Origin of the sequence: Streptomyces sp. KL109B (genome assembly GCF_030766935.1) — a bacterium.
In the GTDB taxonomy this organism is placed as follows: domain Bacteria; phylum Actinomycetota; class Actinomycetes; order Streptomycetales; family Streptomycetaceae; genus Streptomyces.
This window is the reverse complement of sequence record NZ_JASERL010000001.1, coordinates 939,714-965,682: the sequence shown is the minus strand read 5'-3', so window position 1 is coordinate 965,682 and position 25,969 is coordinate 939,714. Positions and strand designations below refer to the sequence as shown.

Sequence of the window (25,969 nt, the reverse complement as noted above, 5' to 3'; positions counted from 1 at the left end):
GCGGCGCGCACCACCATACTGTCCGCCGCCGGAACTCACCGTGTGACGGATGACCAATCCTTCAGCGGCACGCGCCGCGCGACGGCCCGGAGGGCTACGTCACTTCCCAAGTCGGGCGGTGGACACGGGTGGTTGCCCCGGCAGCCAGAAGGTGGCACACATCACAGCGACAGCCATCCCTCCGAGGAGGAAGAGGTACGAGCCCGCTCCCGCGCCGAACAAAAAGTCGCCCTCCGGACGGCTCGCGGTGAGCAGGATCACCGCGAGCACCCAGCCCGCGGCGGGCGCCACCGCCCCCGCGCGCCCGCGCGCCACTCTCGCCCCGCCGTGGAAGAGCCCGGCCGCCGCGAGCAGCGCGAGCAGCAACCCGCCCGGGAACCAGCCGCCTTGGACGAGGCCCCCCGCGACCGCGACGACCGCGCCGAGGACGAACAGGAGCAGCAGGGCGAGGACCCGCCCGGCCGTGAACCCGCTGAAACTGAACGGCAGGTCGACCTCGGAGTGCGCACCCGCCTTGCCGGGGGCCGCCTTTCCGTTCCCGGTGGACGCCGCGGCCCGCTCGTTCTTCCCGCCGCTCGTCCCGCCGTTCTTCCCGCCGCCCATCACGCGGTCACTCCCTCGGTGCTCTCAAGACCCTCGATACCCTCGAACAGGTCCTTCTCGTACGGCGATCCGGGTTCACCCCGCACCAACTCGTAGTACTCGACGTCGAACAGCGGCTGCGCGAGCCCGTTGGAGAGCGCGAACACCGTGTCCCCCGCCGCCACGTCGACCTGTGTGGCGTGCGCGCGCATCGCGGCCGCCTTCCGCTCGACGTACGGCCGCCCGTCGATCTCGGCGGTGATCCGCTCGTCCTCGACGACACCCGGCACGTCGTCGACGACCGCGACGGCGTCGAACGGAACGGAGCCGAGCCCCCGAAGCCGCTCCAGCTCCTCGAACCTCGCGGTGACCACCGCGCGCGGCACCCGGTTCCAGTAGACCTTGGCGATCGTGTGCGGCTCCCCGAGGTCGCGCCGGAAGGCGGTCTCGGCGGCCAGTTCGGCGGCGCGCATGGCGACGCGGTGGGCCTGGATGTGGTCCGGGTGCCCGTAGCCGCCGTCGGGGTCGTACGTGATCAGGACCTGGGGGCGGGTCTCGCGGATCACGGCGACGAGGTGGGCGGCGGCCTCGTCGAGCTCGGTGGACCAGAAGGCGCCCTCCCGCTCGTTCTGCGCAGCGCCCATCATCCCGGAGTCGCGGAAGCGGCCGGGGCCGCCGAGGAAGCGGTGGTCGGCGACGCCGAGTTCCTTCATGGCGGCGGCCAACTCACCGATTCGGTGCGGTCCGAGAATATCCTCCCGGTCCGGAGCCAAATGCTCCAGTTCGTCCGGAATGACCTCGCCCTCCTCGCCGAGCGTGCAGGTCACCAGCGTGACCTGGGCGCCTTCGGCGGCGTACTTGGCCATGGTGGCGCCATTGTTGATCGACTCGTCGTCGGGGTGCGCGTGCACGAGGAGCAGGCGCCGACCTGGCATTTCCGTCATGTGTCACAGCGTAGAACGCCCCACTGACACCCGGCCGACAGACGCCTGCCGACAGGCGGCCCGGCTAGAACTTGATGCCGCCGACCATGTCCGCCACATTCGTGGTCAGCTGCTTGATCGTGGGGGCGATGGACGAACTCGCCAGGTAGAAACCGAGGAGCATGCACACCACCGCGTGTCCCGCTTTCAGTCCCGACTTCTTGATCAGGATGAAGACGATGATCGCGAACAGCACCACGGCCGAGATCGAGAGTGCCACAGCGGTCCTCCTCCAAAGTGATCCGGTCGCCGACGGACTCGTACCCACACAGCGCTAACGATCATAACTTTCCGTGCCCGCGCATGGGTCGTCATCGGGGAGCACGCGATGCGGCCGGGAGCGCACGGGGGCGCGTACGCTCCATGTCTTCAAGAGCCCTCCTGGCTCTAGGCTGCCCAGATGACCATCGACACCTTCCCTCGTCAGCACGCGCGTACACAGCGCTTCACACTGGGAGCGCCGCGCGCCTTCACGGTGGCGCCGGACGGCGAGCGCGTCGTCTTCCTGCGGTCCGCCTCGGGCACCGATCGGGCGAACGCGCTGTGGGTTCTTGACGTGACGAGCGGTCAGGAGCGGGTGGCCGCGGAGCCGGTGGCGCTGCTCGGCGGGGCGGCGGAGAACCTGTCGGCCGCCGAGCGGGCCCGGCGCGAGCGCAGCCGTGAGGGCGGCGCGGGCATCGTGGGCTACGCGACCGACGCCGCCGCCGAGTTGGCCGCGTTCGCCCTGTCGGGGCGGCTGTTCGCCGCCGAGCTGCGCGCGGGCACGGCGCGTGAACTGCCCGTCCCCGGACCGGTCATCGACCCGCGCCCCTCCCCCGACGGCCGGCACATCGCGTACGTCGCCCAGGGCGCGCTGCGCGTCGTCGGCGCGGAGGGCGAGGGGGACAGGGCGCTGGCCACCCCGGAGTCGGACACGGTGACGTACGGGCTCGCGGAGTTCATCGCGGCCGAGGAGATGTCCCGGTACCGCGGCCACTGGTGGTCCCCCGACTCGGACCGGCTGCTCGTGGCCCGCGTCGACGACGCGGACGTGCGCCGTTGGTGGATCGCCGACCCCGCGCACCCGGACCGGGAGCCGGCCCGCGTCGCCTACCCCGCCGCCGGCACCCCGAACGCCGAGGTACGCCTCTTCGCGTACGACATCGACGGCGCCCGCAGCGAGGTGACCTGGGACCGCAAGGCGTACCCGTACCTCGCGCGCGTGCACTGGTCGGCGGACGGCGCCCCGCTGATCCTCGTCCAGGCCCGCGACCAGCGCAGCGCGCTCTACCTCGCCGTGAACACGGACGACGGCTCGACGCGGATGGTGCACGCCGACGAGGACGACGACTGGCTGGAGCTGCTGCCGGGGGTGCCGTGCTGGTCGCCGAGCGGGCAGCTGGTGCGGATCGCCGACGAGGGCGGCGCCCGGGTCCTCGCGGTGGGCGAACGCCCGCTGACCGGGCCGCAGTTGCACGTGCGGGCGGTGCTCGACGTGGGCGAGAGCGACGTGCTCGTCTCCGCGTCGGCCGGGACGGACGCCGAGTCCCCGGAGACCGGCGAGGTGCACGTCTACCGGGTCAACGAGCTGGGAGTGCAGCGCGTCTCCACGGAGCCCGGCGTGCACTCCGCGGTCCGCTCCGGGGACGTGACGGTCCTCGTGTCCGCGACGCCGGACTCGCCCGGCGCGCGCGCACGCGTGGAGCGCGACGGGAAGCACGTGGCGGACATCGCCTCGCACGCCGAACGCCCGCTGCTCTCCCCGCGCGTGACGCTCACGGAGGCGGACGGCATCCCGTGCGCCGTTCTCCTGCCCTCCTCTTACGAGGAGGGGGACGGCCCGCTCCCGGTCCTCATGGACCCCTACGGCGGCCCGCACGGGCAGCGCGTGGTGGCGGCCCACAACCCGCACCTCACCTCGCAGTGGTTCGCCGACCAGGGCTTCGCGGTGATCGTCGCGGACGGCCGGGGCACGCCCGGGATCTCGCCAGGACGCGAGAAGTCGATCAAGGGTGACCTGACCCTGACCATGGAGGACCAGGTCACGGCCCTGCACGCGCTGGCCGACCGGTTCCCGCTGGACCTCTCCAAGGTCGCGATCCGGGGCTGGAGTTACGGCGGTTTCCTGGCGGGGATGGCGGTGCTGCGCCGCCCGGACGTCTTCCACGCGGCGGTCGTGGGCGCCCCGGTGACGGACCAGCGGCTCTACGACACCCACTACACGGAGCGCTACCTGGGCGATCCGGCGACGTCCCCGGAGGCGTACGCGCACAGCTCCCTGGTGACCGACGACGGTCTCTCCGAGGCGGCCGAGCAGCACCGCCCGATGCTCATCGTGCACGGCCTCGCGGACGACAACGTAGTGGTGGCCCACACCCTGCGGCTGTCCTCCGCACTGCTCGCGGCCGGCCGGCCGCACGAAGTGCTGCCGCTGTCCGGCGTGACCCACATGACGCCGCAGGAACAGGTCGCCGAGAACCTGCTGCTGCTCCAGGTCGACTTCCTGAAGCGGTCGTTGGAGCTGACCTGAGAGTTGAACCTGTCCTGAGACGGGTCCGGGCCGGAGCGACATGGCGCGCTCCGGCCCGGTTCTACGGCACCCGCACGGCCGTACGTGGAACACCTTCGACGGTCCACATATCGACGTCGCGTCGGACGGGTTGCCGCCACGTAAAAGCACTCACTCCGTCGGCACGACCCGCTTCTCCTCCGCGAAGTGGCAGGCCGACGGGTGGCTCGCCGGGGTGTCGCCGCCCCGGAAGACCTCCGGCACGGCCAGCACCGGCTCCTCGTCCACGCACTTCTGCTGGGCCTTCCAGCACCGCGTACGGAAGCGGCAGCCGGAGGGCGGGTTGGCGGGCGAGGGGACGTCGCCGGAGAGCAGGATCCGCTCGCGGTGCTCGCGCGCGTCCGGGTCCGGCATCGGCACCGCCGAGAGCAGCGCCTGCGTGTAGGGGTGCGTCGGGTGGTCGTAGATCTCGGCGTCGGAGCCGATCTCGGCGATGCGGCCCAGGTACATGACGCCGACCCGGTCGGAGATGTGCCGCACGATCGACAGGTCGTGGGCGATGAAGACGTAACTCAGGTCGAACTCGCTCTGCAGCCGGTCGAGCAGGTTCACCACCTGCGCCTGCACGGACACGTCGAGCGCGGACACCGGCTCGTCCGCGACGATGATCTCGGGGCGCAGCGCCAACCCGCGCGCGATGCCGATGCGTTGGCGCTGGCCGCCGGAGAACTGGTGCGGGTAGCGGTTGATGTACTCGGGGTTGAGGCCGACGACGTCGAGCAGGTCCTGGACCTTCTTCCTGCGGTCGCCCTTCGGGGCCACCTCGGGATGGATCTCGTACGGCTCTCCGATGATGTCGCCGACCGTCATCCGCGGGTTCAAGGACGTGTACGGGTCCTGGAACACCATCTGGATGTTGCGGCGCACGGCCCTCAGAGCGCGGCCGGAGAGCGTGGTGATGTCCTCGCCCTTGTACTTGATGACACCCGCGGTCGGCCGCTCCAGATTCACCAGCATCTTCGCGACGGTCGACTTGCCGCAGCCGGACTCGCCGACGATGCCGAGCGTCTCGCCCTGCCCGAGGTCGAAGTCGACGCCGTCGACGGCCTTCACGGAGCCGATCTGCTTCTTGACGAGGATGCCCTGGGTGAGGGGGTAGTGCTTGGTCAATCCGCGTACCTGGAGCAGCGGTTCGTGTCCGGAGGGCGAGCCGTGCTCCGCGTAGTCGTTCTCCGCCTGCGCCTTGTGGAGGAGGTGCGTGGCGATCCTGCCCTCGCGCTTCAGGTCGTCCTTGCTCACGTGCTTACCGTGCTGCGGCATCGAGCGTCTCCTTCCAGAAGTGGCAGGCGCTGCGACGGGCCCCTGAGGAACCAGCGACCTCGGCAAGCGGCGGGACGTCCGTGCGGCACACGTCCTGGGCCATCGGGCAGCGCGGGTTGAAGGCGCAGCCGGGCGGGATGTTCATGAGGTTCGGCGGGAGCCCCTTGATGGCGAACAGCTCCTGGCCCTTCTGGTCGAGGCGCGGGATCGACTCCAACAGGCCCTTGGTGTACGGGTGGGCGGGCGCCTTGTAGATCTCGTGCACCGGCGCCTGCTCGACGATCCGGCCCGCGTACATGACGGCGATCTTGTCGGCGACGTCCGCGACGACGCCCAGGTCGTGGGTGATGAGGATGAGCCCCATGTTGAGCTCGCGCCGCAACTCGGCCAGCAGGTCCATGACTTGGGCCTGGACAGTGACGTCGAGGGCGGTGGTCGGCTCGTCCGCGATGATCAGCGAGGGTTCGAGCGCGAGCGCCATCGCGATCATGATGCGCTGGCGCATGCCGCCGGAGAACTGGTGCGGGTACTGGCTCACCCGCTCCTTCGCGGCCGGGATCCGCACCCGGTCCATCAGCTCGACGGCCTTCGCCCTGGCGTCCTTCTTCGACATCCCCTTGTGGACGACGAACATCTCGCCGAGCTGCTCCCCCACGGTGAGCACGGGGTTCAGGGAGGACAGCGCGTCCTGGAAGATCATCGCCATCTCGGCGCCGCGGATCTTCCGCCGCTCCTCCTCCTTGAGGGTCAGCAGATTCTTGTCCTTGAAGAGGATCTCGCCGCCGGAGATCCGTCCCGGCGGCATGTCGAGGATGCCCATCACGGCCTGCGCGGTGACGGACTTGCCGCTGCCCGACTCCCCGAGCACGGCGAGCGTCTCGCCCTCGTCGACGGTGTAGTTGACGCCGTTGACCGCCTTGGCGACTCCGTCGCGGGTACGGAACTCGACGTGCAGGTCGCGTACTTCCAACAGGGCCATGCGGCTACCTCAGCTTGGGGTCGAGGGCGTCGCGCACCGCGTCGCCGAGCATGATGAACGCGAGGACCGTGAGGGCCAGGGCGCCCGCCGGATACAGCAGCATGTGCGGGGCGTTGCGGATGTACGGGGCGGCGTTCGAGATGTCGATGCCCCAGGAGACCGCGGGCGGCTTCAGGCCGACGCCGAGGAACGAAAGGGTCGCCTCCAGGGCGATGTACGTGCCGAGCGCGATGGTCGCGACGACGATCACCGGGGCGACCGCGTTCGGCAGGATGTGCCGCAGCAGGATCCGGGAGTTGGAGGCGCCGAGGGTGCGCGCGGCGTGCACGTAGTCGTTCTCCTTGACCGTGATCACGGAGCCGCGCGCGATGCGGGAGATCTGCGGCCAGCCGAGCAGCACGATGAATCCGACGACCGGCCACACCGTCGTCGAGGTCACCACGGACAGCAGCACGAGGCCGCCGAGGACGACGGGGATGCCGAAGAAGATGTCGGCGACGCGGGACAGCAGGGCGTCCGCCCACCGCCCGTAGAACCCGGCGAGCGCCCCGAGGATCCCGCCGAGCAGGGCGACACCCGCGGTGGCGCAGATGCCGACGGTGATCGAGGCCCGCGCCCCGTACACCGTGCGCGTGTAGACGTCGCAGCCCTGGGCGTCGTACCCGAAGGGGTGTCCGGAGCTGGACGTCTCCTGGCCGTGGGCGAGGTCGCAGTCGTTGGGGTCGCCGCTCGCGAGGAGCTGCGGCCAGATCGCGACGACGATCAGGAACAGGATGATCAGCGCCGAGACGAGGAAGACCGGGTTGCGGCGCAGCGAGCGCCAGGCGTCCGACCACAGGGAGCGCGCGGGCCCCTCCGCGCCGCCGCCCTCGGGCGTGCTGCCGGGCGTGAGCTGGGCCTCGACGGTGACCGGGGTGACGGGCTCAGGCATAGCGGATCCTCGGGTCAAGGACGGCGTAGAGCAGGTCGACGATGAGGTTGGCGAGCAGGAAGACGATCACCAGGACGGTCACGAAGCCGACCACCGTCGGCGAGGACTGGTGGAGGATGCCCTGGTAGAGCTGGTAGCCGACGCCGCGGATGTTGAAGATCCGCTCGGTCACGATGGCCCCGCCCATCAGGGCGCCGATGTCGGTGCCGATGAAGGTGACGACCGGGATCAGCGAGTTGCGCAGCAGGTGCCGCCAGATGATCCGGCGCCGCGGCAGCCCCTTGGCGACGGCGGTGCGGACGTAGTCGGACTTGGCGTTCTCGGCGACGGAGGTGCGGGTCAGGCGGGTCACGTACGCCAGGGACACGGACGCGAGCACGAGCCCCGGCAGGATCAGCTCGCTGAACGGAGCCTCGTACGCCACCGAGGGTTTGACGATCCCCCACTCCATGCCGAAGAGGAGCTGGGCGACGAGCCCGGTCACGAACGTCGGCACGGAGATGACGACCAGGGTGAGGACGAGTACGCCGGTGTCGACGGGCTTGCCGCGGCGAAGGCCGGTGATGACGCCGAGGCCGATACCGATGACGATCTCGAAGACGATCGCCACGAACGTCAGCTTGATGGTGACGGGGTAGGCGCGCAGCAGCAGATCGGCGACCGAATCACCATTGAAGGCGGTGCCGAAGTCGCCCTGGAAGATATTGCCGAGGTAGATCAAGTACTGCTGCACCAGCGGCTTGTCGAGGTTGAAGTCCTTCTGCAGCTGGGCCTGGGTGGCCGGGTCGCAGGCCTTGTCGCCGCAGAGCGCCGCCGTCGGGTCGCCCATGACGTTGACCATGAGGAAGATCAGCAGCGTGGTGCCGATGAACACCGGGATCATCTGCAGCAGCCGCCGGATCACATAGCGCCCCACGGCACCTCCCTCACGTAACCCGAGCGGTCGTCGTTCTCAGTCATCGACGGTCATCTCCTCGAAGACCGGCACGCTGAAGGGGTTGAGCTTCACGTCGTGCACGCGGGTGCCGTAGACGGCGGTGCCGTTCTGGTACCAGAGCGGGATGGCGGGCATCTGCTCGGCGAGGATCCTCTCGGAGTCCTGGAAGTCCTTGATCGCGTTCTTCGGGTCCGGGTCCGCGTTGGCCTTGTTGATCAGCGCGTCGAACTCCTTGTCGCTCCACTTGCCGTCGTTGCTGGGCCCGGTCGTGGTGTAGACGGGTTCGAGGAAGTTCTGGATCAGCGGGTAGTCCATCTGCCAGCCGCTGCGGAACGGGCCCGTGAACTTGCCGCTCTGGATCTGCGTACGGAAGTCGGCGAAGGTGCCGATCGGGTTGCCGACGCAGGACTTGGAGTCGCCCATGACGCGGTTGATGCTGTTGCAGATGGCGTCGATCCACTGCTTGTGGTTGCCGGTGTCGGCGTTGTAGCTGAGGACCAGCTTGCCGCCCGGGAAGCCGCCGCCCTCGTCGATCAGCTTCTTGGCCTTCTCGGGGTTGTACTCGCAGCGGTCGCCGCAGATGGAGGGGGCGTAGCCGCCCTCCTCGCGGAGCACGGGCGAGGTCCAGTCCTTGGCCGGGATGCGGGTCTTCTGGAAGATCTTGTCGGTGATCTGCTCGCGGTTGATGGCGAGCGAGATGCCCTGGCGGACCTTGAGGGCGTCGGCGGTGTCCCAGTCCTTGTCGTACATCGGGAACATCAGCGTCTGGATGATGCCGGCGGGGGTGTTGATGTACCGGTCGCCCAGGTCGCTGTGGATGTTGTTCAGCTGCTCGGCGGGCACCTCGTCGGTGACGTCGAGCTGGCCGGCCACCACATCGGTGTACGCCGTGTTGTCGTCGGTGTAGACGAGCAGGTCGACGCCCTTGTTGCGGGGCTTGGCGCCGTTGTACTCGTCGTTGAGGCGGAGCTTCATGCGGCCGCCGCGCTCGTAGTCCGTCACCTGGTACGGGCCGTTGCCGAAGGGCTTCTCCAGCCATGCGTCGTGGTCGCTGAAGAACTTCTTGGGCAGCGGCGAGAAGGCGGCGTAGCCGAGCATGTCGGGGAAGAGCGAGAACTTCTGGTTGAGCCTGACCGTGAAGTGCAGATCGTCGGCGACCTTGAGCCCGGACAGCTTCTTGGCGGTGGGCTCGCCCTTGGCGGGGTGGACCTTGTCGTAGCCGTCGATGTAGCCGAAGAAGTCGGAGCCGATCTGCGCGTTGGGCAGGTACGCGGCGTAGTTCCAGGCGTCGACGAAGGACTGGGCGGTGACCTCGGAGCCGTCGGCGAACTTCCAGCCGGGCTTCAGCGTGATCTTGAAGTTCTGCGCGTCGTCGCTGGTGATGGACTTGGCGACGGCGTACTCGGGCTCGGCGGTCTCGGGGTTGTAGCGCTTGAGGCCCCGGAAGATCATGTCGAGGACCTTGCCGCCGTTGACCTCGTTGGTGTTGGCGGGTTCGAGCGGGTTCTGCGGGTCGCCCCACCTGGCCCGCACGATGCCCGACTCGGTGGTCGTGGCGCCGCAGGAGGCGAGCCAGGGCACGGCGACGACCAGGGAGGCGGCCAGGGCACCAGTACGCAGGCCGAGGCGCATCAAGGGTCCTCCAGAGGGCGATCCGACGACAAAGGGGACGAGCCTTGGGGACATTGGACCTGTTGGGTGGGCGGTGCGCCTGTTATGTCCCCCGTACGGGGGTCGGGGGCGCGGTGTGCTGACAGGTGAGGCCAACCAGAGGTGCACCGGGGCGCCCCCGGCTACCGTGGAGACATGGACTACGCGAAGATGCGCGAGATCGCCGAGGAGCTGGGTGAGTACGCCGAGCGCCTGGAGGGTTCCTGGACGGTGGAGATCGGTTCTTCCGGTCCGATACTGGCGATGATGAGCCCGTCGAAGCGGCACGAGGGGACGGTTTGGCGCATCAGCAAGCAGCTCAACGAACAGCTTGCCGCTACGCATCCCGGCTACGCGTGCATTCCGGGCCCAGAGATCGAGCACCCATCCGCCGGCCGCATGCGCCGCCCCGACGCGGTGGTGATCCCGGAGGAAGCCCTGGACGAGGACGGCCTGGCCGTCGACACCTCCCAGGTGCTGGCCGCCATCGAGATCGTCTCCCCCTCCAACCCCGACAACGACTACCGCGTCAAGCTCGCCGACTACCCCGCCATGGGCATCGAGCACTACCTCATCGTCGACCCGCGCGCGGGGACCATAGAGGTCCACTCCGACCCGGCCGACGGCCGCTACCGCTCGACGGAGCCGTACATCTACGGCGACCTCGTCCCCTTCGGCCCCTGGACCGTGGACACCGCCGACTTCCGCCGCTACGGGAAGGCGGGCGACCGGGACGGGCGGTGACGCCGCGCGCCCGCCGGCCAACGGCGGAGGCCCGGCCCCGGTGAAGATCACCGGGGCCGGGCCTCAGTCGCACATCGGGTCAGCCGACAGCCATCAGTCCTCGGACTCCGCGTCTCCCTCCAGCGCCGCGAGCGCCGGGTCCATGACGACGTCCTCGGCGCGCGCCTCGATCGTCGGGTCCTCCGGGAAGTGGCAGGCCGTGAGGTGGCCCGGCTTGCTGGTGGAGAGCTGCACCAGCGGGGGCTCCTCCGACGCGCACTTGTCCTGCGCCTTCCAGCACCGGGTGCGGAACCGGCAGCCGGACGGCGGCTCGATCGGCGAGGGCACGTCGCCCTCCAGGCGGATCCGCTCCCGCTTCTCCGCGTCGAGGTCCGCGTCCGGCACGGCCGACAGGAGCGCGTGGGTGTACGGGTGCCGGGGGCGGTTGTAGAGCGAGTCGCGGTCCGCGATCTCGACGATCTTGCCGAGGTACATCACGGCGACGCGCTGCGAGAAGTGCCGTACGACGGCCAGGTCGTGGGCGATGAAGACGAACGCGATGCCCATCTCCTGCTGCACCTTCTGCAGCAGGTTCACGACCTGCGCCTGGATCGACACGTCGAGCGCGGAGACCGGCTCGTCGGCGACGATCAGCTTCGGCTCCAGGGCCACCGCGCGGGCCACGCCGATGCGCTGGCGCTGGCCGCCGGAGAACTCGTGCGGGAAGCGGTTGTAGTGCTCCGGGTTGAGGCCGACGATCTCCAGGAGCTCGCGCACCCGGGCCTCGCGGCCGCCGGGCGGGTTGATCCCGTTGATCTCCATGGGCCCGGAGATGATCGAGCCGACGGTCTGCCGCGGGTTCAGGGACGCGTACGGGTCCTGGAAGATCATCTGGATCTCGGACCTGATCGGCGCCAACTGCTTGCGGTTCGCGTGGCTGATGTCCTGGCCCTTGTACGTGATGGTGCCCTGCGTGGGCTCGTACAGGCGGGTCAGGAGGCGGCCCGTGGTCGACTTTCCGCAGCCGGACTCGCCGACCAGGCCCAGGCTCTCGCCCGGCAGGACCTCGAAGTCCAGGCCGTCGACGGCCTTGACCGCGCCGACGGTGCGCCGGATCGGGAAGCCGCCCTTGATCGGGAAGTGCTTCTGCAGCCCCTCGACCTTCAGCAGCGGCGCGGTGTCGCCCTCGCGCTGCTCCGGGATCGCGTCGGCGACCGCCGTGGTGGTGTTGCTGTTGCTGTTGTCGCTCATGGTCATGCCCCAGTCGCCGGTTTCTCAGCCCAGCCGGGGCTGAATCGTCTCGATGAACACCTGCTGCTTCTGGTCCGCTGTCAGGTGGCAGGCGGAGCCGCGCCCGGCAGGGAGCTGCGGTCGCTCGCCCGAGCAGCGTTCGCCGGACACCTTGTCGGTGAAGGCGCAGCGCGGGTGGAACGGGCAGCCCGACGGCGGGTTGAGCAGCGAGGGCGGCGAGCCGGGGATCGGCATCAGCGGCTCGTCGAGGTCCGAGGTCAGGCGCGGCATCGAGCCCAACAGGCCCCAGGTGTAGGGGTGCTGGGGCTGCTTGAGCACCTCGCGCACGCTGCCCCGCTCGACGGCCCGGCCCGCGTACATCACGAGCAGGTCGTCGGCCATGTTCGCGACGACGCCCAGGTCGTGGGTGATCATGATGATCGCGGAGCCGAACTCTCGCTGCAGGTCCTTGAGCAGGTCGAGGATCTGCGCCTGGACCGTCACGTCGAGGGCCGTCGTCGGCTCGTCGGCGATGAGCAGTTCGGGGTTGCAGGCGAGCGACATGGCGATCATGGCGCGCTGGCGCATACCGCCGGAGAACTGGTGCGGATAGTCGTCGACCCGCTGCTTCGGGTGCGGGATGCCGACCTTGCCGAGCAGTTCGATCGCCCGGTCACGGGCCTGCTTCTTGGAGGCGCCGGTGTGCTTGCGGTAGGGCTCGGCGATCTGCCGGCCGACCGTGTAGTACGGCGACAGGGCGGTCAGCGAGTCCTGGAAGATCATCGCCATCTTGTTGCCGCGGAGCTTCTCCATCTCCGGCTCGGTGGCGGTGATCAGCTCCTTGCCGTCGAGGACGATCTCGCCGTCGATGGTGGTGTTCTTCTTCGGGTGCAGGCCGAGCACGGCCAGGTTGGTGACCGACTTGCCGGAGCCGGACTCGCCCACAATGCCGAGCGTCTTGCCGCGCTCCAGGTCGAAGGAGAGGCCGTCCACCGCCTTGACGGCGCCGTCCTCGGTGGAGAACTGCACCCGCAGGTCGCGTACCGACAAGAACGCGTCGGAGCCGGTCGGGGCCGGGGCGTCCTCGGGCTTGGTGAGTGTGGTCACGGGGGTTCTCCTAGGACAGCCGCACGCGCGGGTCGATCACGGCGTACAGGGCGTCCACGACGACGTTGCAGAGGATGATGAAGGCGGCGCTGACGATCATCACGCCCATCAGGACCGGCAGGTCCTTCTCGGTGACCGACGTGATCGCCAGCCGGCCCATCCCCGAGAGGTTGAAGGTCAGTTCGGTGACCATGCCGCCGCTGAGCAGCGAGGCGATGTCCATGCCGAGGATGGTGATGATGGGGATGAGGGAGCCGCGCCACGCGTACCGGAAGAAGACGAAGCGGCTGCTCATGCCCTTGGCCTTGGCGGCCCTTACGTGCTCCTCCTGCATCTGCTCGATCATCGAGGAGCGCGACATACGCGTGTAGTTGGCGGTGAAGATCGTCGCCATCACGATCCAGGGGATCAGCAGCCCCATGAACCAGGACGCCGGGTTCTCCCAGAACGACACGTACTTGGGCGACTTCAGCCAGCCGGTGCTGTAGACGAAGATGCCCATCACGATCGGGCCGAGCAGGTAGATCTGGAACGAGCTGGTCACCAGGGAGGCGCCGGAGAAGAGCTTGTCGATCCAGGTGCCGCGGAAGCGGGCGGCGAGCAGACCGGCGCCGAGACCCGCGATCAGGAAGACGACCAGGCCGCCGATCATGAGCGAGATGGTCAGCGGGAGACGGTCCATCATCGTGTCCCAGACCATCTGGTTGTTCCGGAACGAGACGCCGAAGCACGGCGCGCTGCAGTGGCCCACCGCGAAGTCACGGCCCACGAAGATGCCGGACAGGAAGTCCCAGTACTGCACCGGAAGCGGCTTGTCGAGCCCCAGGTTCTTGTGAATGATCGCCAGCGCGTCCGGGGTGCAGTTCTTGCCGCACGCGAGCGTCGCCGGGTCCTGTGGGATGGCGAAGTACATGAAGAACGTGAAGGCGCTGATCAGCAAGAGGATGAGTGCTGCGCCAGACGTCCGGCGTATGAGAAATCGAAGCATGGCAGAAAGCTGCTCTCAGGACGGCGGCGGTGGGAGACCAGGAGGGGATGTGCGGCGGCCCGGGGGCGAGAGCTCCGCCGCGCTCTCACCCCCGGGAACTGCCTTGTGCGAACTACTTCTTGAGGTAGACCTGCGTCGGGTCGGTGTAGCTGGTGACCGTCGAGTAGCGCAGGCCGCCCACGTTGGAGCCGGCGATCTGGAACACCTTGGTGTAGTAGATCGGGGCGGCCGGGTTGATCTCCTTGGAGATGTAGTTGGAGAGCTTGCGGTACTCCTTGGCGCGCTCCGCCGGGTCCGCGATCTTCTGGATGCGGGCGCTCTCCGCGTTCACGTGCTTGTCGTTCACGTGGGAGTAGTTGGAGCCGCCGTCCTGGATGTTGGTGCCGTCGTACGTCGGCGGGAAGACGGTGTTGCCGTCGGCCCAGTCCTGACCCCAGCCGGTCATGTAGAGGTCAAGGCCGTTCTTGACCTTGCCCATCTGCTCGTACCAGGTGGCGTTGTCGATTTCCTTCTTCTGGACGTCGAGCCCGATCTTCTCCAGGTTGTTGATGATCAGGTTCGCCTGGGTGACGCGGACGTCGGTGTTGGCGTAGCCGTAGACCATCTTCTTGCCCTTGGCGCCGGCCTCGTCGATCAGCTTCTTCGCCTTGGCGATGTCGCCGTTCGGCTTCCCCTCGCGGTTGAACACGTCGTCCTTCGCGTTGTAGCCCGGAAGCGCGGGCGACGTCAGCGAGTTGGCGGCGTCGCCGCCGTACTTGCCGCCGTCGGCCTGGGCGGCCGCGGTGGCCGGGATCGCCAGGGCGATGGCGTCGCGGATCTTCTTGTCCTTGATCCGGTCCATGTTCATGTTCAGCTGCCACACGTACGGGGCGTAGCCCTGCACCGTGCGCTTCATGACCTTCTTGTCGGTCGTGATCTTCTGCAGCTGGGTGGCGTCGTTCTGGCCGGTGAACATGATGGCGTTCTTGGCCTCGCCGCGGTCGGCCAGGATCGTCTTGGTCTGGTCGGCCTTGGAGACGTTGAAGTCGATGTTGAACCCGTCCACGTAGTTGTGGCGCATCGGGTCCGTCTTCTCGTCCCACTTGTCGTTGCGGACGAGCTGCAGGCTCTTGCCCGGCTTGTACGAGGCGATCTTGTACGGGCCGGAGGCGACGGGCTTCTGGTCGTACTTCTGCTTGGTGTCCGTCTTCTCGGGCACGACCGAGTACGCGGCCATGGCCAGGGCCTGCGGGGCGTCGGTGTGGGCTTCCTTGAAGTGGAAGACGATGGTCTTGTCGTCCGGCGTGTCCAGGACCGACTTCGGCAGGTGCTTGCCCTTGTACGGACCGCCGTAGGCCTTGCGGTAGGTGGTGCCGCCGCCGGAGAGCCACTGCTGGATGTACGTCGGACCGTCCGTGAGGAACGGGTCGTAGAGGCGCTCGATGGTGTGGCGGATGTCGGCCGAGGTGATCTCGCGGCCGTTCTCGTCCTTGATCCCGTCCTTCAGCTGGAAGGTCCAGGTCTTGCCGCCGTCCGAGGACTTGCCCGCGTCCTTGGCGAGGTCACCGACGACCGTCTGCTGGCCGTCGGCGTCCTCGGTGTACGTGGTCAGACCGCGGTACAGGAGCTTGGAGAGCAGGCCGGCGTCGGAGACGTATATCTGACCCGGGTCCAGGTGCGAGAAGTCGCTCTCCTGGTAGACCTGGACCGTGCCGCCCTTCTTGGCGCCCGGGACCGCCTTGGCGGGGCCGACGGAGTCCTGGGCGGTGCCCATGACGACCGGCTTGGCCTGGGCCGCCGCGTCGTCCTTGGACTTGCCGACATTCTTGTCACCGTCGCCGCTGCCGCTGCTGCAGCCGGTGAGCGTGAGGGCGCCGACAGCGGCGGCGACGATCGTTGCCTGCGCCGTGCGCGAACGAAGGATGCTCATGGAGTTGAGTCCACCTGCCTGTGAGTAGTGATCCTTGTGTGCTGCCTGACGCATCCGGCTGGTCGGTCCGGCGCCCGGGTGGCAGCGACCCTCGGTGAAGTCCGCTCAGCGTCCGGTCTTGGGATCGAACGCGTCCCGGACGGAGTCACCGAAGAGGTTGAACGCCACGAAGAAGACGACCATGGCGACACCCGGGAAGTACAAGTAGGTCGGGTCCACCTCGTAGATCTTCGCCGCCGTCGCGAACATCAATCCCCAGTCGGGCGTGGGGTCTTGGTATCCGACGCCGACGAACGAGAGGAAGGCGACCGAGAGGATGGTGCTGGGGAGCAGGTACGTGCCCTGCACGATGATCGGCGTCACCAGGTTGGGCAGCAGCTCCTTGCGGACGATCCGCCAGGGCGAGGCGCCCGCGACCTTCGCCGCCTCCACGAACTCCCGCTCGCGCAGCGACAGGGTCACCGCGCGCACCAGGCGTGCCAGGCTCATCCAGGTGAGCATCCACATGATGCCGGTGATGGCCAGGAACCGTACGTAGACCGGGGTTTCCTCGTCCGGGGCCACGAAGACGGCGACGATCACGGGCATGGCCGCGACCATGAACAGCTGATTGGGCAGCGCCATCATGAAGTCGGTGAGCCGGCCCAGCCAGTAGTCGATCTTGCCGCCGAAGTAGCCGCCCAGGAGGCCGATCACGACTCCGAGGATCACCATGCCGATGGTGGCGCACAGCGCGGTGTAGAGCGAGGTGCGCATGCCGTAGAGCAGGTAGGCGAGGACGTCGCGCCCGTAGTTCGGGTCGATGCCGAACCAATGCTCGGGCGACATACCGCCGTTGGGCCCGGCCGGCAGGTTGAACTCGTTGAGCAGCGTGGGGTCGTCCTGGCCGTAGAAGGTGTACGGGTCCTTGCCGTACAGCTTGCTGATGACCGGGGCAAGCGCGGCGATCACGAAGAAGAACAGGACGATCCACGCGGACCAGACACCCGTCCGGTCCCGCTTGAAGCGCCGCCACATCAACTGGCCGGGACTGCGCCCCTCGAGCTTCTTGGGCTCCTTCGCGTCACCCTGCGGCGCGCTCTCCTTGTCCAAGGCGGAAGAGGTCTCGGCGCCCTCAATCTCGATTGGACTCGTCATGATTCGTCCATTTCACAGGTGTTGGAGACCATCAAAGGCCGGAAGGCCCGGTGGTCGTCGCACGGCGTACGTCACTCGAAGCGCGCGAGGTCCGAGTAGCCGTCAGGAACCGTCGCAGCGCGGGATCCGGGACGCTACGCGGACCACTATTAGCCACAGCCGCTGTCGCGACCACACTCTTTTGGTCTCGGTTCGATCACACCTGAAGCGTACTTCTCCCAAAATCCGGACAAACAGATCCGAGATAGAGGGCCACGAAACGGACGTGTTACATACCTATCGGCCACCGGCGTCCGCATTCCGGACCACGGGATGGACTTAATCACTTGCGCTCCAGCGGAATTTGACCCGCTGTTGGGAGACATCGCCGCCGGTTTCGTTCACTGCGCGTAGACGGCGTGAAGACTAGCGGCAAGACAAAGGGCCCGGCACCCCCCTGTTGTGGGGGATACCGGGCCCAACTGCCGTCAGGCGGCGCGGACTAGTGGCGCGGACTAGTGGCGCGGACTAGCTGTGCTTCGCGCGCGAGGCCGAGCGGCCGCGCTCCTTCTGGTCCAGGACGACCTTGCGGATGCGCACGGCCTCCGGGGTCACCTCGACGCACTCGTCGTCGCGGCAGAACTCCAGGGACTGCTCCAGGGAGAGCTTGCGGGCCGGGACCACGTTCTCCGTGGAGTCGGCGGAAGCCGCACGCATGTTGGTGAGCTTCTTCTCCTTGGTGATGTTCACGTCCATGTCGTCGGCACGCGAGTTCTCGCCGACGATCATGCCCTCGTACACCTCGGTGCCGGGCTCGGTGAACAGCACACCGCGCTCCTGGAGGTTGATCATCGCGAAGGGGGTGACCGCGCCGGCGCGGTCGGCGACCAGCGAGCCGTTGTTACGGGTCGTCAGCGTGCCGAACCACGGCTCGTGGCCCTCGTGGATGGAGTGCGCGATGCCCGTGCCGCGGGTGTTCGTCAGGAACTCCGTACGGAAGCCGATGAGGCCGCGGGACGGCACGACGAACTCCATGCGGACCCAGCCGGAGCCGTGGTTCGACATGTTGTCCATGCGGCCCTTGCGGACGCCCATGAGCTGCGTGACGGCGCCCATGTGCTCCTCGGGGACGTCGACCGTCATGCGCTCGACCGGCTCGTGCGTCTTGCCGTCGATCTCCTTGGTGACGACCTGCGGCTTGCCGATCGTCAGCTCGAAGCCCTCACGGCGCATCTGCTCGACGAGGATCGCGAGCGCCAGCTCACCGCGGCCCTGCACCTCCCAGGCGTCGGGGCGCTCGGTGTCGAGGACGCGCAGCGAGACGTTACCGATCAGCTCGCGCTCCAGGCGGTCCTTGACCTGGCGGGCGGTGACCTTGCGGTCCTTGACGGCGGCCTTCGCGTCCGCGCCCTTGCCCGTGCCACCGCGGCCGACCAGCGGCGAGGTGTTCGTGCCGATGGTCATGGAGATGGCGGGCTGGTCCACCGTGATCAGCGGCAGCGCGACCGGGTTCTCCGGGTCGGCGAGCGTCTCGCCGATCATGATGTCGGGGATGCCGGCGACGGCGCAGATGTCACCGGGGCCCGCGACCTCGGCGGGCTTGCGGGTGAGCGCCTCCGTCATGAGGAGTTCGCTGATCCGGACGTTCTGGACCTCGCCGTCGCGCTTCATCCAGGCCACGGTCTGGCCCTTGCGCAGCTCGCCCCGCTCGACGCGGAGCAGCGCGATACGGCCGAGGAAGTTGTCGGCGTCCAGGTTGGTGACGTGCGCCTGGAGCGGGGCGTTCTCCTCGTACGTCGGAGCCGGGATGTGCTCCAGGATCGTGGAGAAGAACGGCTGGAGGTTCGTCGAGTCGGCCGGGACCGTGCCGTCCTCCGGCTTGGTCATCGAGGCGACGCCGTCACGGCCGCAGGCGTAGACGATCGGGAACTCGATCTGGTCCTCGTCGGCGTCCAGGTCGAGGAAGAGGTCGTACGTCTCGTTGACGACCTCGTCGATCCGGGCGTCGGGGCGGTCCGTCTTGTTGATGCACAGGATGACGGGGAGCCGCTGCTTGAGCGCCTTGCCCAGCACGAAGCGGGTCTGCGGGAGCGGGCCCTCGGAGGCGTCGACGAGCAGCACGACACCGTCCACCATCGACAGACCGCGCTCGACCTCGCCACCGAAGTCGGCGTGGCCGGGGGTGTCGATGATGTTGATCGTGATCGGGTCCCCGCCGTCCTTGGGGTGATACTTCACCGCCGTGTTCTTGGCGAGGATCGTGATGCCCTTCTCACGCTCCAGGTCGTTCGAGTCCATCACCCGATCGTCGACCGACTCCAGCTGGTGGGCCGCGAAGGCACCGGCCTGCTTCAGCATGCCGTCGACGATGGTGGTCTTGCCGTGGTCGACGTGAGCGACGATGGCGACGTTACGGATGTCGTGGCGCGTGGCCATAGTGAGGCGTACTCCTGGAGTGAGTGGTCGGCTGCGCGTACGTTGCTTTACGCGCGCCCTGCCGGGCTGGACATGCCACGGCCTCACCCCATGCTACGTGTCCCCGCGGCGACCGGCTCAGCCGGGCCGAACGGGCCGCCTCCGAAGAACCGGCCCGCCCGAAGAAACCGCAGGTCAGCCAGCGTCCTCCGTGGGGGAACCGGTGGCCTTGGCGCCCGGCTTCAGGAAGCCGATGTCCTCGTAGTCCGGCTCCTGGAAGCCAAAGGCGCCCGCGTTCACCAGATTCGCCTTCGCCGCGACGAGTTCGGGCCGCTGGTAGAGCGGAATCGATCCTGCGGCGGCCCAGATGCGCTCGTCCGCCTGCCGGACGAGCGAGCGCTCCTTCTCCTCGTCGAGCTCGCCGACCGCCTGGTCGAAGAGCTGGTCGATGTGGTCGGTGCCGACCCGCGTGTAGTTCTGCTCGACCGTGAGCGAACCGTCGGCGGCCGGGACCGGCTTGGCGTAGATCGGGCGGCCGTCGGTGGCCGGGTAGGCGGAGCCGGGCCACGAGTACAGCGCCAGGTCGTAATCGCCGGCCGCGATGTGGTCCTTGAAGTAGTCCGCGTCGTCGACCTTCGTGATGTCCGTACGTACGCCGATCTTCTGCAGCATCGCCGAGATCCGGTCGGCGACGGCCCGCAGCTGCTCCGAGTCCTCCCCGGAGGGCAGGACGAAGTTCAGGGTCAGCGGCTTGCCGTCCTTGGCCAGCTGCCCGGTGCCCGATTTGACGCCCTTGTCGGCGGCCTGCTCCGGAGCGGCGGTCCCCTTCGGGGCGTAGGCGCCGGGGGCCGCGCCCTGCTTGGCGTCGCCTGCGTGCTTCTGCTCGTCGCCGGGCTTCTGGTCGTCCTCGCCCATGATGTACGTGCCGTCACCGGAGCCGGAGCCGTGCTCGGCCGAGGTGTCGGAGGCGTGGTCGGCCTTGCCGCCCGCCGTCTTCGGCTTCTTCTCCTTCTCCTCCAGCGGGCCGCCGCGCACCCAGCCCGCCTCCGCGAGCAGCGCCTGCGCCTTGTCGGCGTCCTGCTTGCCGAGGGCGTCGCTGTTGTCGGCGTACGCGGCCTGTCCGGAGAGGGCGAGGTGGCTGCCGACGGTGGCGGCGGGCAGGCCGAGCGGCTTCAGCACGCTCTCGGCGAGCTTCGTACGGTCGAGGGCGCGGGCCACGGCCTGGCGCACCCGCTCGTCGGCGAGCGGGCCGCTCGAACCGTTCAACGCGAGCTGCGTATAGGCGGGTTCGAGCGACTTGCGGACGACGAAGCCGTCGAGGCCCGCCTGCTCCTTCGCGTACTTCTTCACGGCCTTCCGGGTCTTCGCGCGGGCCTCCAGCTCGCCCTCGGCGACCTCCCAGTCCTCGTTGTGCGCCCGCGCCCAGGAGCGCAGCGCCTCACCGGAGGTGACGTCGGAGCCGGGGCCGTGCGCGAGCGGGCCGGAGGCTCCCTTGGCGCCGTCCTTCCCCTTGTCGCGGGCGGCGTACGCGATGCGCTCGGCGGCCTCCTGGTCGACCCCGGCCAGGTCCACCCTGCCGTCGGCGAGCGCGGCGGGCCGCTCGTCCCGGGGCACCGCGGTGAGCTGCAGCTTCTCCAGCTTGGCGGGGCGGCCCCACCAGCGGGGGTTGCGGTCGAGGGTGACCTTCTTGCCGCTCCGGTCGACCTTGTCGAGCGCGAAGGGCCCCGCGGTCACCTTGAGGTTCTTCCGGGCGCCCTCGTTGAAGGCGTCCGGCGTCCCCATCACGTCCTTGGGGTACAGCGGCGAGAACAGCGAGCGCCAGTCCGCGTACGGCTTGCCGAACGTGACCCGCACCTCCAGGTCGTTCTTGCCGCGCTCGACCTTCTCGATGCGGTTGTAGCCGGCGTTGTGGGCGGTCCAGTACGCGCTGTTCTTTCCGGACAGGGCGCGCCACTGCGCGGCGAAGTCGGCGGCGCCGATCTCCCGGCCGTCGCTCCACACCGCCTGCTGGTTCAGCTTGTACAGCACGACCTGCTTGGGCTCGGTCTTGATGACCTCGGCCTTCTCCAGGTAGTCGGAGTCGGCCTGCGGGCGCCCCTGCGCGTCGAGCCGGAACATCGACGGCAGCACGGCCCCGGCGATCCGGCTGGTGGCCGCGTCCGCGTCGGCCTGGAAGGAGTTGAGGGTCTGCGGCACGTCGTCGACGGCCCACCGTAGCGTGCCGCCGTCCTTGACCTGGGCGCGGGCGGCCGAGGCGACGTCGGGCCCGGCGGCCGGCTCGCCCGCCTGGTCCTCGGAACCGCACCCGGCGAGGGCGGTCACGGCGAGCGCGCCGCACACGAGGAACGCGGCCGAGCGTGCGGCGGCTCCTGGGCGCCTGGGGACGTGGGGCATCACGGGTACCTCCGGGGCTGGCCGGTTTTGTCTCGTTTGGCGGTATATGGAGCTGATCACATCTATCGGCCAACTGAAGTGGATTCACGGAGGGGACCCGCCCGACACGCCCACAGGCCGTCCGGAAGCCACCCGTGCGGCCCAAAGGGGCCCGCGTCGCCACCTGCCCCGGCGGCGCGAATTCGCTGACGCGCACCACGGCGCACGCCGCCAATCCGCACGGATCCCTTCACAAACGGCAATGTGACGCGCGACACTCTCAGGCGCATGAGCAACTCCGCCGCACCAGCGGAAGTGAGGCCAAGTCATGTCCCTGCACGACGACTTGACGGCGGTTCAGCGCTGCGTCGACGACCTCGCGCGCGCCGTGGGGCGCATAGGGCCCCAGGTCGGAGGCCCCGATCTGCGTCGGGTACGCGCCGACACCGACCATCTGCGCGAGAGCGTCGCCCTGCTGCGCGAGTCGGCCGAGGGCCAGGAGAAACCGCGTCACCCCGAACTCGTGACGATCTCCGACGCCCCGTACGACAGGTCCCTGTGGATCGACACGGACGACGAGGGGCTCGGCGCCCGCGACCGGCACGCGCCCTAGCGCCCTTCTGACGGCACCCCCATCCCCCGTCCCTTCGAGCGGAGGCTTCGTTGGCCACCGGCACGGAACCCACCAGTACCGAAGAACCCCATACCGTGAGCGGCACCGGCGTCCGAGGCCGGACGCGTGCCGCGATCACCGCGCCCCATCTGCGTACGGACCGCTGGTGGCTGGCGCCGGCCGTGACCACGGGCGGGCTGCTCGCCTTCATCGTCTACTCGACGTGGCGGGCCTTCGCGAACGCCGACTACTACGCGGCCCCCTACGTCTCGCCGTTCTACTCGCCGTGCCTCGCGGACAACTGCGAGCCGATGCGGCACGGCCCCAACTGGGAGATCTTCGGGAGCTGGTGGGGCCTCTCCCCCGCCCTGCTGATCCTGATCTTCCCGCTCGGCTTCCGGCTGACCTGCTACTACTACCGCAAGGCCTACTACCGCGGCTTCTGGGCCTCGCCGCCCGCCTGCGCGGTGGCCGAGCCGCACAAGAAGTACAGCGGCGAGACGCGGTTCCCGCTGATCCTGCAGAACATCCACCGCTACTTCTTCTACGCGGCCGTGCTCGTGGCCTGCATCCTCACGTACGACACCGTGCTGTCGTTCCGCGACGAGCACTACGAGTGGGGGCACATGGGGCTCGGGTCCCTGATCTTCCTCGCCAACATCGTGCTGATCTGGGCCTACACGATCTCCTGCCACTCCTGCCGGCACATCGTCGGCGGACGCCTGAAGCACTTCTCGAAACACCCGGTGCGCTATCGGCTCTGGGGCTGGGTAGGGAAACTGAATGCCCGTCATATGTTGCTCGCCTGGGCCTCGTTGGTGAGCGTGGCGCTCGCCGACTTCTACGTGTATCTGGTCGCGTCCGGTGCTTTCGACGATCCGAGGTTCTTCTGATGAGTGCGGTTGAGCGGCAGCAGTGGGATGTTGTCGTGGTGGGCGCCGGTGGCGCCGGTCTTCGTGCCGCGATCGAGGCGCGGGAGCGGGGCGCCCGTACGGCGGTGATCTGCAAGTCGCTGTTCGGCAAGGCGCACACGGTGATGGCGGAGGGCGGCATCGCCGCCTCCATGGGCAATGTGAACTCCGGGGACAGCTGGCAGGTGCACTTCCGCGACACGATGCGCGGCGGCAAATTCCTCAACCAGTGGCGGATGGCGGAGCTGCACGCGCGGGAAGCCCCGGACCGCGTATGGGAGTTGGAGACCTGGGGCGCCCTGTTCGACCGGACCGGGGACGGGCGGATCTCGCAGCGGAACTTCGGCGGGCACGAGTACCCGCGGCTCGCGCACGTCGGGGACCGTACGGGACTTGAGCTGATCCGCACGCTCCAGCAGAAGATCGTGCAGTTGCAGCAGCAGGACTTCAAGGAGACCGGCGACTACGAATCCGGCCTGAAGGTCTTTCAGGAGTGCACGGTCACACGGGTGTTGAAGGACGAGGACGGGGCGGTCTCCGGCGCCTTCTGCTACGAGCGCGAGAGCGGCCGCTTCTTCGTCATCGAGGCGCCGAGCGTGGTCCTCGCGACGGGCGGCATCGGAAAGTCCTTCAAGGTGACGTCGAACTCGTGGGAGTACACGGGCGACGGGCACGCGCTGGCCCTGCTGGCGGGCGCCCCGCTGCTCAACATGGAGTTCGTGCAGTTCCACCCGACGGGCATGGTCTGGCCGCCGTCGGTGAAGGGGATCCTCGTCACGGAGTCGGTGCGCGGCGACGGCGGGGTGCTGCGCAACTCCGACGGCAAGCGGTTCATGTTCGACTACGTCCCCGACGTCTTCAAGGAGAAGTACGCGCAGTCGGAGGAGGAGGGCGACCGCTGGTACGAGGACCCGGACCACAACCGGCGCCCGCCCGAGCTGCTGCCGCGCGACGAGGTGGCGCGGGCCATCAACGCGGAGGTGAAGGCGGGCCGGGGGTCGCCGCACGGCGGCGTGTTCCTCGACGTGTCGACGCGGATGCCCGCGGACACCATCCGGCGCCGACTCCCGTCCATGTACCACCAGTTCAAGGAGCTGGCGGACGTCGACATCACCGCCGAGGCGATGGAGGTAGGGCCGACCTGCCACTACGTGATGGGCGGCATCGCCGTCGAATCGGACACGGCGGCGGCGCGCGGCGTGCCCGGTCTCTACGCGGCCGGTGAGGTGGCCGGCGGCATGCACGGCTCGAACCGGCTCGGCGGGAACTCACTCTCCGACCTGCTGGTGTTCGGGCGCCGGGCGGGACTGCACGCGGCCGAGCACGCGGAGGCGCGCGAGGGGCGTCGTCCTGCCGTGGCCGACGAGCAGATCGACACGGCGGCGGCAGAGGCGCTGCGCCCCTTCTCCGCGGAGGGCCAGGAGGAGGGCGTCACGCCCGAGAATCCGTACACCCTGCACCAGGAACTCCAGCAGACGATGAACGACCTCGTCGGCATCATCCGCCGGGAGGCGGAGATGGAGGAGGCGCTGCGCAAGCTCGCGGATCTGCGGGTGCGGGCGCGGCGGGCCGGGGTGGAGGGGCACCGCCAGTTCAACCCGGGCTGGCACCTCGCCCTCGACCTGCGGAACATGCTCCTGGTCAGCGAGTGCGTCGCGCGCGCCGCCCTTGAGCGCACGGAGTCGCGCGGCGGGCACACCCGCGAGGACCATCCGACGATGGACCGCACGTGGCGGCGGGCGAATCTGCTGTGCGGGCTCCGGGACCCCACCGGCGGGTTGGCGGCCACGGACCCGGTGCGCGGCCAGATCACCCTCACCCGCGAGACGACCGAACCCATCCGCCCCGACCTGCTCGCCCTGTTCGAGAAGGAGGAGCTGGTGAAGTACCTGGCCGAAGAGGAGCTTTTCGAGTGAGCAGCTACGAGGCGGCCTTCCGGGTGTGGCGGGGCGACGTCGACGGGGGCGGCCTGGAGGACTTCAAGGTCGAGGTGAACGACGGCGAGGTCGTCCTCGACATCATCCACCGCCTGCAGGCGACGCAGGCCCCCGATCTGGCGGTCCGCTGGAACTGCAAGGCGGGCAAGTGCGGTTCGTGCTCCGCGGAGATCAATGGGCGGCCGCGGTTGATGTGCATGACGCGGATGTCGGTCTTCGAGCGGTCGGACGTCATCACGGTCACGCCGCTGCGCGCCTTTCCCGTCGTACGCGACCTGGTGACGGACGTCGGCTTCAACTACACGAAGGCGCGGGAGGTCCCGGCCTTCGTCCCGCCGGCCGGGGTGGGCCCGGGCGAGTACCGCATGATGCAGGAGGACGTGGACCGCTCGCAGGAGTTCCGCAAGTGCATCGAGTGCTTCCTGTGCCAGGACACCTGTCACGTCGTCCGCGACCACGAGGACAACAAGACGGCCTTCGCGGGCCCGCGCTTCCTGATGCGCGTCGCGGAACTCGACATGCATCCCCTGGACGCGGCGGCCGAGGACGGCCTGGACCGTAAGCGCACGGCCCAGGACGAACACGGCCTCGGCTACTGCAACATCACGAAGTGCTGCACGGAGGTCTGCCCCGAGGGCATCCACATCACCGACAACGCCCTGATTCCCTTGAAGGAGCGGGCGGTTGACCGTAAGTACGATCCGGTGGTGTGGCTGGGGAACAAGATTCGGCGGCGACAGAAGTGATCCGGGGGCGCGGGCTGGGAGATCGTCCTGC

At 68.7% G+C, this 25,969-nt stretch carries 21 protein-coding genes; 6 read left to right on the top strand and 15 right to left on the bottom strand.

Going from position 1 to position 25,969, the window contains the following annotated elements; genetic code table 11:
- Positions 1-99: 99 nt before the first annotated feature.
- The 3 genes from RBJ65_RS04580 to RBJ65_RS04570 all read right to left on the bottom strand — a co-directional run bounded on the left by RBJ65_RS04580 (position 100) and on the right by RBJ65_RS04570 (position 1,785).
- A complete protein-coding gene (locus RBJ65_RS04580; RefSeq protein WP_306317939.1) occupies positions 100-603 on the bottom strand; it encodes a DUF6113 family protein in 504 nt (167 codons plus the stop codon).
- On the bottom strand, positions 603-1,526 hold the full coding sequence (mshB, locus tag RBJ65_RS04575; RefSeq protein WP_306317938.1) for an N-acetyl-1-D-myo-inositol-2-amino-2-deoxy-alpha-D-glucopyranoside deacetylase: 924 nt from the start codon (positions 1,524-1,526) through the stop codon (positions 603-605). The genes RBJ65_RS04580 and mshB overlap by 1 nt, the downstream gene beginning before the upstream one ends.
- A 64-nt stretch (positions 1,527-1,590) precedes the next feature.
- Positions 1,591-1,785: a hypothetical protein gene (locus tag RBJ65_RS04570; protein WP_306317937.1), complete on the bottom strand. Its 195-nt coding sequence runs from the start codon at positions 1,783-1,785 to the stop codon at positions 1,591-1,593.
- Between the two features lie 180 nt (positions 1,786-1,965).
- Here RBJ65_RS04570 and RBJ65_RS04565 point away from each other — a divergent pair, with 180 nt between their 5' ends.
- Entirely contained in the window at positions 1,966-4,074 is a 2,109-nt protein-coding gene (locus RBJ65_RS04565) for a prolyl oligopeptidase family serine peptidase (protein WP_306317936.1), read from the top strand.
- A 150-nt stretch (positions 4,075-4,224) separates the two neighbouring features.
- Here the strand turns inward: RBJ65_RS04565 and RBJ65_RS04560 are convergent, their stop codons facing one another.
- From RBJ65_RS04560 to RBJ65_RS04540, 5 genes are read right to left on the bottom strand one after another with little or no spacing between them, the layout of a single operon-like run.
- Positions 4,225-5,373 carry an ABC transporter ATP-binding protein gene (locus tag RBJ65_RS04560; protein ID WP_306317935.1) on the bottom strand — a complete coding sequence of 383 codons (1,149 nt, stop codon included), beginning with the start codon at positions 5,371-5,373 and terminating at the stop codon, positions 4,225-4,227.
- A complete protein-coding gene (locus tag RBJ65_RS04555) occupies positions 5,357-6,352 on the bottom strand; it encodes an ABC transporter ATP-binding protein (RefSeq protein WP_306317934.1) in 996 nt (331 codons plus the stop codon). The genes RBJ65_RS04560 and RBJ65_RS04555 overlap by 17 nt, the downstream gene beginning before the upstream one ends.
- A gap of 4 nt (positions 6,353-6,356) precedes the next feature.
- The gene (locus RBJ65_RS04550; protein ID WP_306317933.1) at positions 6,357-7,283 is read right to left on the bottom strand and encodes an ABC transporter permease; all 927 of its coding nucleotides are present in this window, start codon (positions 7,281-7,283) and stop codon (positions 6,357-6,359) included.
- Positions 7,276-8,199 (bottom strand): ABC transporter permease, encoded by a 924-nt coding sequence (locus tag RBJ65_RS04545; protein WP_306317932.1) that lies wholly within the window; start codon positions 8,197-8,199, stop codon positions 7,276-7,278. Before RBJ65_RS04545 ends, RBJ65_RS04550 begins: the two co-directional genes overlap by 8 nt.
- A 36-nt stretch (positions 8,200-8,235) precedes the next feature.
- Positions 8,236-9,852, bottom strand: coding sequence for an ABC transporter substrate-binding protein (locus tag RBJ65_RS04540; protein WP_306317931.1), 1,617 nt, complete (start codon positions 9,850-9,852; stop codon positions 8,236-8,238).
- 174 nt (positions 9,853-10,026) lie between these two features.
- Between RBJ65_RS04540 and RBJ65_RS04535 the strand changes: the two genes are divergently transcribed.
- Complete coding sequence (locus RBJ65_RS04535) at positions 10,027-10,614, top strand: Uma2 family endonuclease (protein ID WP_306317930.1); 588 nt, start codon at positions 10,027-10,029, stop codon at positions 10,612-10,614.
- A gap of 93 nt (positions 10,615-10,707) precedes the next feature.
- Here the strand turns inward: RBJ65_RS04535 and RBJ65_RS04530 are convergent, their stop codons facing one another.
- The 7 genes from RBJ65_RS04530 to RBJ65_RS04500 form a co-directional block, all read right to left on the bottom strand.
- Positions 10,708-11,844, bottom strand: coding sequence for an ABC transporter ATP-binding protein (locus tag RBJ65_RS04530; protein ID WP_306317929.1), 1,137 nt, complete (start codon positions 11,842-11,844; stop codon positions 10,708-10,710).
- A gap of 24 nt (positions 11,845-11,868) precedes the next feature.
- Positions 11,869-12,930, bottom strand: a complete 1,062-nt coding sequence (locus RBJ65_RS04525; protein WP_306317927.1) for an ABC transporter ATP-binding protein — start codon at positions 12,928-12,930, stop codon at positions 11,869-11,871.
- A 10-nt stretch (positions 12,931-12,940) separates the two neighbouring features.
- On the bottom strand, positions 12,941-13,918 hold the full coding sequence (locus tag RBJ65_RS04520) for an ABC transporter permease (RefSeq protein WP_306317926.1): 978 nt from the start codon (positions 13,916-13,918) through the stop codon (positions 12,941-12,943).
- A 112-nt stretch (positions 13,919-14,030) separates the two neighbouring features.
- Entirely contained in the window at positions 14,031-15,827 is a 1,797-nt protein-coding gene (locus RBJ65_RS04515) for an ABC transporter substrate-binding protein (RefSeq protein WP_306317925.1), read from the bottom strand.
- A gap of 105 nt (positions 15,828-15,932) precedes the next feature.
- Entirely contained in the window at positions 15,933-16,964 is a 1,032-nt protein-coding gene (locus tag RBJ65_RS04510; protein ID WP_306317924.1) for an ABC transporter permease, read from the bottom strand.
- 507 nt (positions 16,965-17,471) lie between these two features.
- Positions 17,472-19,379 carry a translational GTPase TypA gene (gene typA / locus RBJ65_RS04505; RefSeq protein WP_306317923.1) on the bottom strand — a complete coding sequence of 636 codons (1,908 nt, stop codon included), beginning with the start codon at positions 19,377-19,379 and terminating at the stop codon, positions 17,472-17,474.
- 174 nt (positions 19,380-19,553) lie between these two features.
- Positions 19,554-21,752, bottom strand: coding sequence for an ABC transporter family substrate-binding protein (locus tag RBJ65_RS04500; RefSeq protein ID WP_306317922.1), 2,199 nt, complete (start codon positions 21,750-21,752; stop codon positions 19,554-19,556).
- A 307-nt stretch (positions 21,753-22,059) separates the two neighbouring features.
- On the opposite strand from RBJ65_RS04500, the gene RBJ65_RS04495 reads away from it, so the two are divergent.
- From RBJ65_RS04495 to RBJ65_RS04480, 4 genes are read left to right on the top strand one after another with little or no spacing between them, the layout of a single operon-like run.
- Positions 22,060-22,344 carry a hypothetical protein gene (locus RBJ65_RS04495; RefSeq protein ID WP_306317921.1) on the top strand — a complete coding sequence of 95 codons (285 nt, stop codon included), beginning with the start codon at positions 22,060-22,062 and terminating at the stop codon, positions 22,342-22,344.
- 50 nt (positions 22,345-22,394) lie between these two features.
- A complete protein-coding gene (locus RBJ65_RS04490; protein ID WP_306317920.1) occupies positions 22,395-23,237 on the top strand; it encodes a hypothetical protein in 843 nt (280 codons plus the stop codon).
- Complete coding sequence (locus tag RBJ65_RS04485) at positions 23,237-25,171, top strand: fumarate reductase/succinate dehydrogenase flavoprotein subunit (protein ID WP_306317919.1); 1,935 nt, start codon at positions 23,237-23,239, stop codon at positions 25,169-25,171. Before RBJ65_RS04490 ends, RBJ65_RS04485 begins: the two co-directional genes overlap by 1 nt.
- Positions 25,168-25,938 carry a succinate dehydrogenase/fumarate reductase iron-sulfur subunit gene (locus RBJ65_RS04480; protein ID WP_306317918.1) on the top strand — a complete coding sequence of 257 codons (771 nt, stop codon included), beginning with the start codon at positions 25,168-25,170 and terminating at the stop codon, positions 25,936-25,938. Before RBJ65_RS04485 ends, RBJ65_RS04480 begins: the two co-directional genes overlap by 4 nt.
- The last annotated feature ends 31 nt before the right edge of the window (positions 25,939-25,969 follow it).

Excerpts from the sequence above, each read along its gene's own strand:
- RBJ65_RS04550 (WP_306317933.1), bottom strand. The coding sequence starts at position 7,283 with ATGCCTGAGCCCGTCACCCCGGTCACCGTCGAGGCCCAGCTCACGCCC.
- RBJ65_RS04520 (WP_306317926.1), bottom strand. The coding sequence starts at position 13,918 with ATGCTTCGATTTCTCATACGCCGGACGTCTGGCGCAGCACTCATCCTC.
- RBJ65_RS04580 (WP_306317939.1), bottom strand. The coding sequence starts at position 603 with ATGGGCGGCGGGAAGAACGGCGGGACGAGCGGCGGGAAGAACGAGCGG.
- RBJ65_RS04560 (WP_306317935.1), bottom strand. The coding sequence starts at position 5,373 with ATGCCGCAGCACGGTAAGCACGTGAGCAAGGACGACCTGAAGCGCGAG.
- RBJ65_RS04555 (WP_306317934.1), bottom strand. The coding sequence starts at position 6,352 with ATGGCCCTGTTGGAAGTACGCGACCTGCACGTCGAGTTCCGTACCCGC.
- RBJ65_RS04495 (WP_306317921.1), top strand. The coding sequence starts at position 22,060 with ATGTCCCTGCACGACGACTTGACGGCGGTTCAGCGCTGCGTCGACGAC.
- typA (WP_306317923.1), bottom strand. The coding sequence starts at position 19,379 with ATGGCCACGCGCCACGACATCCGTAACGTCGCCATCGTCGCTCACGTC.
- RBJ65_RS04485 (WP_306317919.1), top strand. The coding sequence starts at position 23,237 with ATGAGTGCGGTTGAGCGGCAGCAGTGGGATGTTGTCGTGGTGGGCGCC.
- RBJ65_RS04540 (WP_306317931.1), bottom strand. The coding sequence starts at position 9,852 with ATGCGCCTCGGCCTGCGTACTGGTGCCCTGGCCGCCTCCCTGGTCGTC.
- RBJ65_RS04535 (WP_306317930.1), top strand. The coding sequence starts at position 10,027 with ATGGACTACGCGAAGATGCGCGAGATCGCCGAGGAGCTGGGTGAGTAC.
- mshB (WP_306317938.1), bottom strand. The coding sequence starts at position 1,526 with ATGACGGAAATGCCAGGTCGGCGCCTGCTCCTCGTGCACGCGCACCCC.
- RBJ65_RS04515 (WP_306317925.1), bottom strand. The coding sequence starts at position 15,827 with ATGAGCATCCTTCGTTCGCGCACGGCGCAGGCAACGATCGTCGCCGCC.
- RBJ65_RS04510 (WP_306317924.1), bottom strand. The coding sequence starts at position 16,964 with ATGACGAGTCCAATCGAGATTGAGGGCGCCGAGACCTCTTCCGCCTTG.
- RBJ65_RS04500 (WP_306317922.1), bottom strand. The coding sequence starts at position 21,752 with ATGCCCCACGTCCCCAGGCGCCCAGGAGCCGCCGCACGCTCGGCCGCG.
- RBJ65_RS04530 (WP_306317929.1), bottom strand. The coding sequence starts at position 11,844 with ATGAGCGACAACAGCAACAGCAACACCACCACGGCGGTCGCCGACGCG.
- RBJ65_RS04565 (WP_306317936.1), top strand. The coding sequence starts at position 1,966 with ATGACCATCGACACCTTCCCTCGTCAGCACGCGCGTACACAGCGCTTC.